Here is a 9172-nt window from a genome sequence, read left to right on the forward strand (position 1 = left end):
ATCATCTTCCTTTGGACGCCGCCGCATTTCTGGGCGCTGGCGCTTTTCAAATCCGAGGACTACGCCAAGGCCGGTATTCCGATGATGCCCAACGTCGCCGGCCACGCTTCGACGCGCCGCCAGATCTTCGCCTATGCGCTGGTGCTGGCCCCGGTAGGCGTGCTGCCGTGGCTGCTCGGCTACACCACGCCCTTCTATGGCGTGGCCGCCCTGCTGCTCGGGGTCGGTTTTGCCTGGTACGCGTGGAAAGTGCTTGGCATGGCCGACGATGACCGCGTCATGAAACCGGCCAAGGCCCTGTTCGCCTATTCGCTGCTTTATCTCTTCGCCATCTTCGCTGCCTATCTGGCCGACAGCGTTGTCGAACGCGCGCTTGCCATGGGTGGAGCATGACCATGATCGAGGAAAAGCTCGAGACCGTCACGTTGACCGAGCGTCAGAAGAAGGCGCAGCGCAGCCGTTCTATCGCCATCGGCGTGGCGCTGGCGCTGCTGGTGGTCATTTTCTACATCGCGACGATCGTGAAGTTCGGCCACAATCTGGGCACGATGTGATGAGCGTCGAGAAGTCCAGGAAAGCGGCGGGCAAGAACAGCAACGTCATCGTCGCGGCTGTCTGCCTCGCCTTCTTCACCGGCATGATCGGCATGGCCTATGCCGCGGTGCCGCTCTACAAGATGTTTTGCCAGGCGACCGGCTATGGCGGCACGACGCAACGTGCCGAGAAGCAGTATGCCGGCCGCGTGCTCGACCGCGAGATCACCGTCCGCTTCGATGCCAACGTCGCCGGCGTGCCATGGGAGTTTCAGCCGGTCCAGCGCTCGATGACGATGAAGATCGGCGAGACCGTGCAGGCGCACTACCAGGCGACCAACAAGTTCGATCGTTCGGTGACCGGCCGCGCCACCTTCAACGTGCAGCCTGAACTGGCGGGCCCCTATTTCAACAAGGTCGAGTGCTTCTGCTTCACCGACACGACGCTGAAGCCCGGCGAGACGCTGGACATGCCGGTCCTGTTCTACGTGGACCCCGACATCGTCAATGTGCCGGAGCTCAAGGACGTGAAGACGATCACGCTGTCCTACACGATGTTCCCGGTCGAGAAGACCAAGCCGGTCGCCTCCTCGGCGCCGACCGATGGCAACAGCAAGACAATTTCGAATACCGAAGCAAATCTCGGGGGTTGATATGGCAGACGCGCACGCAAAACCACAGCATGACTATCATCTCGTCGACCCGAGCCCATGGCCTTTCCTAGGCTCGGTAGGGGCGCTGGTCATGGCCTTTGGCGGTGTCGCCCTGATGGAATATCTGAAGGGCGGGTCGTTCCCGATCTTCGGCTTCAACATCGCCAATCCGTGGCTGTTCTTCATCGGCCTCGTGATCGTCCTCTACACCATGTTCGCCTGGTGGTCGGACACGATCAAGGAAGCGCATGAGGGTCATCATACGCGGGTCGTGTCGCTGCACCTGCGCTATGGCATGATCATGTTCATCGCCTCGGAGGTGATGTTCTTCGTTGCCTGGTTCTGGGCCTATTTCGATGCCAGCCTTTTTGCCGGTGAGGCACAGAACTACGCGCGCGCCACATTTACTGGTGGCGTCTGGCCGCCGAAGGGCATGGAGGTTCTCGATCCCTTCCATTTGCCGCTCTACAACACCGTCATCCTGCTGCTGTCGGGCACCACGGTGACCTGGGCGCACCATTCGCTTCTTCACGGCGACCGCAAGGGGCTGATCAACGGCCTGGTGCTGACCGTTGGCCTCGGCATGCTGTTCACCATGGTGCAGGCCTACGAGTACATGCACGCTCCGTTCGCTTTCAAGGATTCCATCTATGGCGCCACCTTCTTCATGGCGACCGGCTTCCACGGGTTCCACGTCATCATCGGCACCATCTTCCTGTTGGTCTGCCTGATCCGGGCGATGAAGGGTGATTTCACCCCCAAGCAGCATTTCGGCTTCGAGGCGGCCGCCTGGTACTGGCACTTCGTCGACGTGGTCTGGCTGTTCCTGTTCGCCTCGATCTACGTCTGGGGATCGGTCGGCGCGGTGATCGAGGGCCACTGATCCAGGCCTGAGGGATTTTCATTTCTGGAGGCGGCCGCGGCAACGTGGCCGCCTTCTTCTTTTTGGCGCAATGATCGCTGATCGATAGCCAATGCGACTGACAATCTTCCGGGCTATTTGCGCATTGATGATCGGGGCACTCCCGGCCTTTGCCGGCGAGAAGGTGGACCTGGTGCGTGTTCACAAGGCCGAACGCCGGCTGGAACTGATCGGCGACGGCAAGGTCCTGCGAAACTACGGCATCGCGCTCGGCGGCGATCCCGTCGGGCACAAGCACCAGGAGGGCGATCAGCGCACGCCCGAGGGGAACTATGTCCTCGACTGGCGCAACCCGAACAGCATCGCGCACAAATCGATCCATATTTCGTACCCCAATGCCGACGATGAGGCCGCCGCCAAGGCGCGCAATGTCGGCGCGGGCGGCATGATCATGATCCACGGCCAACCGAATGGTTATGGCTGGTGGGGCTGGCTGCTTCAATTGGTCGACTGGACCGACGGCTGCATTGCGGTTACGGACTCCGACATGGACGAAATCTGGGCGCTGGTGGCCGATGGCACACCGATCGAAATCGAGCGGTAAGCAATGAGCGACGACGCTCCCATGAGTGAAGACAGGGCGATCTGGCCGCCGATCGATCCGATCTCGGCCGGCCTGCATGGCCGCTGCCCGCGCTGCGGCGAGGGGCGGTTGTTCTCCGGCTTCCTCACTGTCGGCAAGCGCTGCGTCAATTGCGGCCTCGATTATTCCTACGCCGATGCCGGCGACGGGCCGGCGGTGTTCGTCATCCTGATCATAGGCTTCCTTATCGTCGGCCTGGCGCTCTGGGTTGAAGTCACGCTTAGCCCGCCGCTCTGGCTGCATCTGCTGGTCTGGATTCCGCTGGCTGTCGTGCTGTGCCTGGCGGCGCTGAGGCTGATCAAAGGCGTGCTGCTGACGCTGCAATACCGCAACAAGGCGGCCGAAGGCCGGTTGGATCGCGGCGAATGAGCGAGGCAACCGTTAAAGCCGATGGCCGATCGCGGCCTAGGACGGCATTGCTGCTCGGCCTTGGCCTTGTGCTGTTCCTGATCCTGCTGGCGCTCGGCACCTGGCAGGTGCAGCGCCTTTATTGGAAGGAAGGCCTTCTGCAGACCATCGACCAGCGCACTCATTCAGCGCCGCGGCCGCTGGCCGAGGTCGAGAAAGAATTCGCAGCCACCGGGGACGTCGATTATACGCCCGTCGCCGTCACCGGGACGTTCCTGCATCAAGGCGAACGGCATTTTTACGCGACCTGGGAGGGTGATGCCGGCTTCAATGTCTACACGCCGCTGGCGCTCGACGACGGCCGCTTCGTCCTGATCAATCGCGGCTTCGTGCCTTACGATCTGAAGGACGCCGCCAAGCGCGCCAAGGGACAGGTGACCGGCAGAGTGACGGTCACGGGGCTCGCTCGCAACCCCCTGCCAGCAAAGCCGTCGATGATGCTGCCCGACAACGATGTGGCGAAGAACATCTTCTACTGGAAGGACCGCGACGTCATGGCGGCGAGCGCGGGCCTGCCGGCTGGGTTCACGCTGGTGCCGATCTTCATCGACGCAGACAAGACGCCAAATCCAGGCGGATTGCCGGTTGGCGGCGTCACCATCATCGACCTGCCGAACAGCCATCTGCAATATGCCGTCACCTGGTACGGGCTTGCCGCCACGCTCGCCGCCGTGCTCATCCTGCGGCTTCGCCGCCCCGCGAAAGAGGAATGAATGCGAGCGACGCCCCCTTTCTACCGATGCCCTTGACAGGGCAGGGGTGCGCACCTCATTTCGGCTTTGATCAACCGGCCCGGATTTAATGCTTCAGACAACCACCAAACCACCTCTGACGATCCGGCTCTGCCAGCCGCGCGGTTTTTGCGCCGGTGTCGACCGTGCCATCCAGATCGTCGTGCTGGCGCTGAAGAAATATGGCGCGCCGGTCTACGTCCGCCATGAAATCGTGCACAACCGCTACGTCGTCGAGGGGCTGCAAAGCCTTGGCGCCGTCTTCATCGAGGAACTCTCCGAGATCCCGGCCGAACATCGGCAGTCGCCCGTCGTGTTCTCGGCGCATGGCGTGCCGAAATCGGTGCCGGCGGATGCGAAGGCGCGCAATCTCTTCTATCTCGATGCCACCTGCCCGCTGGTGTCGAAGGTCCACAAGCAGGCGATGCGCCATCAGCGGCTCGGCCGTCATGTGCTGTTGATTGGTCACGCCGGACATCCCGAGGTGATCGGCACCATGGGCCAGCTCCCGGACGGAGCGGTGACCCTGATCGAAACCGAAGCCGATGCCGCAAAGCTCTCGCCCACCGATCCGCAGGCGCTAGGCTTCGTTACCCAGACCACATTGTCGGTCGAGGACACCGCCGGCATCATCCGCGCCTTGCAGGATCGCTTTCCGGCGCTGCAGGCGCCAGCGGCGGAATCGATCTGCTATGCCACCACCAACCGCCAGGAAGCCGTCAAGGACACCGCGCCGGGCGCCGATCTCTATCTGATCGTCGGCGCGCCGAATTCCTCCAATTCGCGACGACTTGTCGAAGTGGCGGAGCGTGCAGGCGCCACCATGTCGCTTCTCGTGCAGCGCGCCGCCGAGATTCCGTGGAATGACATCGGCAACATTTCGACGCTCGGCCTGTCGGCCGGCGCGTCGGCGCCCGAAATCATCGTCGACGAGATCATCGACGCGTTCCGGCAGCGCTTCGATGTCACGATCGATCTGGCCATCACGGCCACGGAAACGGAGGATTTTCCGGTCATGCGGGTACTGCGCGATGTCGAACTGACGCGGGCCGACATGGCCTTCGTCAATGGAGCCGCGTAAGGCACATGGCGGTCTACACTGACGTCGCGGAAGGCGAACTCGGCGCATTCCTGAAGCACTATCCGGTCGGCGATCTCCTGTCCTACAAGGGCATCGCCGAAGGCACCGAGAACTCGAACTTCCTGCTGCACACCTCGAGCGGCTCCTACATCCTGACGCTCTATGAGAAGCGCGTCGAGAAGGCGGATCTGCCGTTTTTCCTTGGGCTGATGGGCCATCTCGCCTACAAGGGCGTGTCCTGCCCGCTGCCGGTGACCGCCCATGACGGCAGCGTCATCGGCACGCTCGCCGGCCGGCCGGCGGTCATCATCACCTTCCTGGAAGGGCTTTCGTTGCGGCGGCCCACAGCCACGCATTGTGCCGAGGTCGGCAAGGCGTTGGCGCAATTGCATCTGGCCGGCGCCGATTTTTCGATGACACGTCCGAATGCCCTGGCCATCGACGGCTGGCGCAAGCTCTGGGACGCAGCGCGCGACCGGGCCGACGAGGTCGAGCCGGGCCTGGCGGCCGAGGTTGATGCCGACTTTGCCGATTTTGAGCGCAACTGGCCCAAAGACCTGCCGCAAGGCATCATTCATGCCGATCTTTTCCCGGACAACGTTTTCTTCCTCGGCGAAAAGCTCTCCGGCCTGATCGACTTCTATTTCGCCTGCGACGACCTCTATGCCTACGATGTCGCCACCTGCCTCAACGCCTGGTGCTTCGAGAAGGATTTTTCCTTCAACCTGACCAAGGGCAAGGCGCTGCTCGCCGGCTACAAGAGCGTCCGGCCCCTGAGCGACCAGGAAAAGGCTGCGCTGCCGATGCTGGCGCGCGGTTCGGCGTTGCGCTTCATGCTGACCCGGCTATACGACTGGCTGACCGTCCCCGATGGCGGGCTGGTGATGAAACGCGATCCGACCGAATACATCAGAAGGATGCGGTTCCACCGGGCGATCAAATCTCCTTCGGAATATGGATTGGCCTGATATCATGAGCAAACAGGTTGAGATCTTCACCGACGGCGCTTGTTCGGGCAATCCCGGCCCTGGCGGCTGGGGCGCGATCCTGCGCTTCAACGGCACCACCAAGGAGCTTTCCGGCGGTGAGGCCGAGACGACCAACAACCGGATGGAACTGTTGGCCGCTATCTCGGCGCTGAACGCGCTGAAGGAACCGTGCACGGTCGAGCTTCACACCGACAGCAAATACGTCATGGACGGCATTTCCAAGTGGATCCACGGCTGGAAGAAGAACGGCTGGAAGACCGCCGACAAGAAGCCTGTCAAGAACGGTGAACTCTGGCAGGCGCTCGACGAGGCCAACAAGCGCCACAAGGTCACCTGGAACTGGGTCAAGGGCCATGACGGCCATGTCGAGAACGAGCGCGCCGACGAACTCGCGCGCGAAGGCATGGCGCCGTTCAAGAAAGGCCCGTTCAAGCCTGCAGCAGCGCCAAAGCCTGCTGCGCCGGCAATCGCGAAGGTGCGGCGCTCGACCCAGAGCTATTGAATTTCAGGAGCGGCGCGGCTCGGGTACGAAGAAGCAGATCAGCCAGCGGGCGGCGGCAACTACTACGATATCGGCGCGCATTCCGTTGTCTACGGCTGGCAGCCGATCGACAGGCCGACACAGCCGTAAGCGCTTATCGTATCAGCAGCGCCGTGCCCCAAAGCCCAAGTGCGAACACCGTATGCGACACCAGGTTCAGCGCCCGGATCCGCATCGGGTTGGGCCGCTTCGAGGCGGCCCAGCCGGCGCCCATGCCGGGTGCCAGCAGGAACCAGCCGGCGCCGACGGTGACAATGCCGAGGATGAAGGCCGGCAGAAATGTCGGCGCGGCAAGCCAGCCCGCTCCGGCCAGCACCACCAGGATGATGCCGTAGATGATGCCGACAAAATAGTGAAAGGCCCAACCCAGCGCCTTTTCATGCGCGTATGGTGCTGTATCGCCGATATCGTCGTGAAAGACCTTGTCACGGAGATGCCAGACCCAGCGGCCGACCGGCCCCCAGTTCGGCCGTGGCTGGCCGAACGCCTTGTGCAGGAAGATGGCCCAGAGATCCATCAGCACGGTGGCGCCGACGCCGATCGCGATAGCGCGCCAGAAGATGTCAAACATCGCTAGGATCCCCCCAAAGCAAGCCATGAACCACAAGCGCCATCGCCGTTGCGGCCGAAGGCGCACTGAAGTTCAGAGCTGTCCCAGAATATGGGCCGCGCCGGACTCGTCGACACCGGGCTTGGTCTCGACATTGAGCGCGGTGACCTTGCCGTCGTCGACGATCATCGAAAATCGTTTCGAACGCAGCCCCATGCCGCTGGCGGAAAGGTCATTGTCGAGGCCCACTGCCTTGGCGAAATCGCCACTGCCGTCGGCCAGGAACAGGATCTTGCCCTCGCCGCCGGTGAAGCGCGCCCAGGCGCCCATGACATGGACGTCATTGACCGAGACGACGGCGATGGTGTCGACGCCGCGCGCCAGGATGGCGTCATGGTTCTCGAGATAGCCGGGCAAGTGGTTGTTGCTGCAGGTCGGCGTGAAGGCGCCGGGAACTCCAAACAGAACGACCTTTTTGCCCGGGAATATCTCGGCCCCGGTGATCGGCTTGGCGCCGTCGTCGGTCATCGTCTTGAAGGTCACGTCAGGCAGCTTGTCGCCAACGGAAATGGTCATGGATTCCTCGCTTGGGAAATGGGGAAGGACGTGTCTTTGCGTAGCGAACCCAACGGCTTCCTGCAACCGTTGCGATGGGCTGGATCAAGGGAAAGGCAGAACCCCTTCGACAGCGCCCGCCGCACTCGTCAGCGTATAGTGAAGCCCGCCATCAGTCGGCGTCGTCGAGGGGCGGTCGAGGATCGGCACGGTGAAAATCAGCTTGCCGTCCTTTTCGCTGCGGGCCGGGGTGCCGAACATGTAGTCCTGCTCGCCGGCAACGAAGAAATCCGCCGCCGCCGGATCGCCGGGAAAGCTCGCCTCGACAATCAGCGTCTCATGGTCGCCCGGCAGCACATTGATGCCGAAATCGGACCTCGCGGGCGCAGGCAGTGCCGTAAAACTCGCCTTCACCAGCGCCGCGTCCTCGGCATTGTCCGGATCGGAGGCGGGGTCGACGGTCAGCCGCGTCTGCACCGGAATGCAGATCGTTTCGCAGATGCCGAGAAAGATGTCGGCATCGATCACCGCCGGCTGGTTCGGCGTCGCCAGCGTGAATGTCACCGGCAGAGAGACCGGATAGTTGTAGCCCGCCCATTTGCCATAGCCGTCGTCATGGCGCTGCGGCGCCGGAAACGACAGAGCGGCGTCGGCGACGTTGGTGCTGGCCGAAATGTCGAGTTGCGGCGGCACGCCCGCGTCTCCCGGATCGCGCCAATATGTCTTCCAGCCGGGCTTGAGCGCTATGTCGAGAACGCCCTGTATGCGGCCGGCATCGTCGGCTTTGCCTGATGTAACCAGCCGGACCTTGCCGCCTTCGCTGTTGTACCACGCCGACGAAGAGGCGGCGGCGGGAAGAGCGGTGGCCGATCCGATGCCGGCGCCGAGCAGCAGGATTTTCAAGCTTCGCATGGCGGTGATTTGATCGTCCGTTCGTGGCCGCGCAATGATTTCATGGCCTTGCCGGTATCATATTTGCGTGACTTCGAGGGAGAAGAATGTTCGAGCCGCCGCCACAGGCTTTGGTCGAATCCAGCACGGCGCATCTTTTCGGCGCTTTGGAAACGCGTTACGCTCCCTTCATGGACTTGTTGCGCCACAAGAAGACGGTCGCCAGTCGCGGCTTTCTCGACGATCAGTTCCTGATTGCCATGCCCGGCATGAAGGACGACCGTTTCACGCGCTCGGTCATCTATGTCTGCGCCCATTCCGATGAAGGCGCCATGGGCCTGATCATCAACCAGACGCAGCAGATGCTGTTTCCGGACTTGCTCGTGCAACTGGGCATCATGAACGAGCAGGAGGCAATCCGCTTGCCGGCTCAGGCCCGCGATTTCGTCGTGCGCAATGGCGGCCCCGTGGATCGCAGCCGGGGCTTCGTCCTGCATTCGGGCGACTATCGGGTGGAATCATCGCTGACCGTTTCCGACGACATCTGCCTGACGGCGACCGTCGACATATTGCGCGCCATATCGTCCGGCCGCGGGCCTCGTCATGCGCTGATGGCGCTCGGCTATTCCGGCTGGGGCGCGGGCCAATTGGAGACCGAGATCGCAGAAAATGGCTGGCTGACCTGTCCGGCCAGTGCCGAGCTTCTGTTCGACACCGATATCGAGCGCAAATACG

Annotated in this window: 14 protein-coding genes; 11 read left to right on the plus strand and 3 right to left on the minus strand. The window is 62.5% G+C overall.

Annotated elements, in window-relative coordinates:
- The 10 genes from ENZ74_RS11870 to rnhA form a co-directional block, all read left to right on the plus strand.
- Window positions 1-393: UbiA family prenyltransferase (locus ENZ74_RS11870; protein ID WP_164761007.1), on the plus strand; the 393-nt coding region annotated here is incomplete at its 5' end.
- Window positions 394-395: 2 nt separating this feature from the next.
- Window positions 396-554, plus strand: a complete 159-nt coding sequence (locus ENZ74_RS11875; RefSeq protein WP_013532777.1) for a hypothetical protein — start codon at window positions 396-398, stop codon at window positions 552-554.
- Entirely contained in the window at window positions 554-1186 is a 633-nt protein-coding gene (locus tag ENZ74_RS11880) for a cytochrome c oxidase assembly protein (RefSeq protein WP_027164147.1), read from the plus strand. The genes ENZ74_RS11875 and ENZ74_RS11880 overlap by 1 nt, the downstream gene beginning before the upstream one ends.
- A 1-nt stretch (window position 1187) precedes the next feature.
- Window positions 1188-2069: a cytochrome c oxidase subunit 3 gene (locus tag ENZ74_RS11885; protein ID WP_024503615.1), complete on the plus strand. Its 882-nt coding sequence runs from the start codon at window positions 1188-1190 to the stop codon at window positions 2067-2069.
- A gap of 91 nt (window positions 2070-2160) precedes the next feature.
- Window positions 2161-2652: a L,D-transpeptidase family protein gene (locus tag ENZ74_RS11890; protein ID WP_063167681.1), complete on the plus strand. Its 492-nt coding sequence runs from the start codon at window positions 2161-2163 to the stop codon at window positions 2650-2652.
- 21 nt (window positions 2653-2673) lie between these two features.
- Window positions 2674-3060 carry a DUF983 domain-containing protein gene (locus tag ENZ74_RS11895; protein ID WP_024503617.1) on the plus strand — a complete coding sequence of 129 codons (387 nt, stop codon included), beginning with the start codon at window positions 2674-2676 and terminating at the stop codon, window positions 3058-3060.
- Complete coding sequence (locus ENZ74_RS11900) at window positions 3057-3812, plus strand: SURF1 family protein (RefSeq protein WP_063167682.1); 756 nt, start codon at window positions 3057-3059, stop codon at window positions 3810-3812. The genes ENZ74_RS11895 and ENZ74_RS11900 overlap by 4 nt, the downstream gene beginning before the upstream one ends.
- An 88-nt stretch (window positions 3813-3900) precedes the next feature.
- On the plus strand, window positions 3901-4911 hold the full coding sequence (gene ispH, locus ENZ74_RS11905; RefSeq protein WP_063167683.1) for a 4-hydroxy-3-methylbut-2-enyl diphosphate reductase: 1011 nt from the start codon (window positions 3901-3903) through the stop codon (window positions 4909-4911).
- Between the two features lie 5 nt (window positions 4912-4916).
- Window positions 4917-5879, plus strand: a complete 963-nt coding sequence (locus ENZ74_RS11910; RefSeq protein WP_063167684.1) for a homoserine kinase — start codon at window positions 4917-4919, stop codon at window positions 5877-5879.
- Between the two features lie 4 nt (window positions 5880-5883).
- Window positions 5884-6402 carry a ribonuclease HI gene (gene rnhA / locus ENZ74_RS11915; protein WP_027164143.1) on the plus strand — a complete coding sequence of 173 codons (519 nt, stop codon included), beginning with the start codon at window positions 5884-5886 and terminating at the stop codon, window positions 6400-6402.
- 133 nt (window positions 6403-6535) lie between these two features.
- Here rnhA and ENZ74_RS11925 read toward each other — a convergent pair whose 3' ends face one another.
- The 3 genes from ENZ74_RS11925 to ENZ74_RS11935 form a co-directional block, all read right to left on the minus strand.
- Window positions 6536-7012 carry a DUF2938 domain-containing protein gene (locus ENZ74_RS11925; RefSeq protein ID WP_013532768.1) on the minus strand — a complete coding sequence of 159 codons (477 nt, stop codon included), beginning with the start codon at window positions 7010-7012 and terminating at the stop codon, window positions 6536-6538.
- A gap of 72 nt (window positions 7013-7084) precedes the next feature.
- Complete coding sequence (locus ENZ74_RS11930) at window positions 7085-7567, minus strand: peroxiredoxin (protein ID WP_027164142.1); 483 nt, start codon at window positions 7565-7567, stop codon at window positions 7085-7087.
- 84 nt (window positions 7568-7651) lie between these two features.
- Entirely contained in the window at window positions 7652-8458 is an 807-nt protein-coding gene (locus ENZ74_RS11935) for a protein-disulfide reductase DsbD domain-containing protein (RefSeq protein ID WP_063167685.1), read from the minus strand.
- Between the two features lie 170 nt (window positions 8459-8628).
- Between ENZ74_RS11935 and ENZ74_RS11940 the strand changes: the two genes are divergently transcribed.
- A partial coding sequence (locus tag ENZ74_RS11940; protein ID WP_127312783.1) for a YqgE/AlgH family protein occupies window positions 8629-9172 on the plus strand: 544 nt, incomplete at its 3' end.

Source organism: Mesorhizobium sp. M7A.F.Ca.CA.002.15.2.1 (genome assembly GCF_003998715.1).
Taxonomy (GTDB): domain Bacteria; phylum Pseudomonadota; class Alphaproteobacteria; order Rhizobiales; family Rhizobiaceae; genus Mesorhizobium; species Mesorhizobium ciceri.

Excerpts from the sequence above, each read along its gene's own strand:
- ENZ74_RS11875 (WP_013532777.1), top strand. The coding sequence starts at position 396 with ATGATCGAGGAAAAGCTCGAGACCGTCACGTTGACCGAGCGTCAGAAG.
- ENZ74_RS11880 (WP_027164147.1), top strand. The coding sequence starts at position 554 with ATGAGCGTCGAGAAGTCCAGGAAAGCGGCGGGCAAGAACAGCAACGTC.
- ENZ74_RS11885 (WP_024503615.1), top strand. The coding sequence starts at position 1,188 with ATGGCAGACGCGCACGCAAAACCACAGCATGACTATCATCTCGTCGAC.
- ENZ74_RS11890 (WP_063167681.1), top strand. The coding sequence starts at position 2,161 with ATGCGACTGACAATCTTCCGGGCTATTTGCGCATTGATGATCGGGGCA.
- ENZ74_RS11895 (WP_024503617.1), top strand. The coding sequence starts at position 2,674 with ATGAGTGAAGACAGGGCGATCTGGCCGCCGATCGATCCGATCTCGGCC.
- ENZ74_RS11900 (WP_063167682.1), top strand. The coding sequence starts at position 3,057 with ATGAGCGAGGCAACCGTTAAAGCCGATGGCCGATCGCGGCCTAGGACG.
- ispH (WP_063167683.1), top strand. The coding sequence starts at position 3,901 with ATGCTTCAGACAACCACCAAACCACCTCTGACGATCCGGCTCTGCCAG.
- ENZ74_RS11910 (WP_063167684.1), top strand. The coding sequence starts at position 4,917 with ATGGCGGTCTACACTGACGTCGCGGAAGGCGAACTCGGCGCATTCCTG.
- rnhA (WP_027164143.1), top strand. The coding sequence starts at position 5,884 with ATGAGCAAACAGGTTGAGATCTTCACCGACGGCGCTTGTTCGGGCAAT.
- ENZ74_RS11925 (WP_013532768.1), bottom strand. The coding sequence starts at position 7,012 with ATGTTTGACATCTTCTGGCGCGCTATCGCGATCGGCGTCGGCGCCACC.
- ENZ74_RS11930 (WP_027164142.1), bottom strand. The coding sequence starts at position 7,567 with ATGACCATTTCCGTTGGCGACAAGCTGCCTGACGTGACCTTCAAGACG.
- ENZ74_RS11935 (WP_063167685.1), bottom strand. The coding sequence starts at position 8,458 with ATGCGAAGCTTGAAAATCCTGCTGCTCGGCGCCGGCATCGGATCGGCC.